Raw genomic sequence first — 458 nt, forward strand, 5'->3', positions numbered from 1 at the left:
ACACCTCGTGACCGTGAAGGCTCCTTTGAACCTAAACTCGTTAAAAAACATCAGTCTCGCTTTACGTCAATGGACGATAAAATCCTCTGGCTTTATGCACAGGGCATGAGTACTCGTGAAATCGTCAATGCGTTTGATGAATGGTACGGTGCTGAGATATCGCCAACATTGGTTTCTCGCGTCACTAATGCGGTTATCGAGCAAGTGGTCGAGTGGCAGTCACGCCCGTTAGATGCTATTTACCCCATCGTTTACCTCGACTGTATCGTGGTGAAAGTACGCCAAGATAAACGCATCATCAACAAATCTATCTTCCTGGCCTTGGGCATCAATACCGAAGGCCACAAAGAGTTGATGGGCATGTGGATAGCCGAGAATGAAGGCGCTAAGTTCTGGCTAAACGTGCTAACCGAACTTCAGCAGCGTGGCGTAGAAGACATCCTTATTGCTTGTGTAGA

The 458-nt window shown here is 47.4% G+C and carries 1 protein-coding gene; it reads left to right on the plus strand.

From position 1 onward, the window contains the following. The coding region (locus ACX5KA_RS05595) for an IS256 family transposase (protein WP_458730622.1) at positions 1-458 on the plus strand (458 nt) is incomplete at both ends.

Source organism: Alteromonas alvinellae (assembly GCF_902705805.1).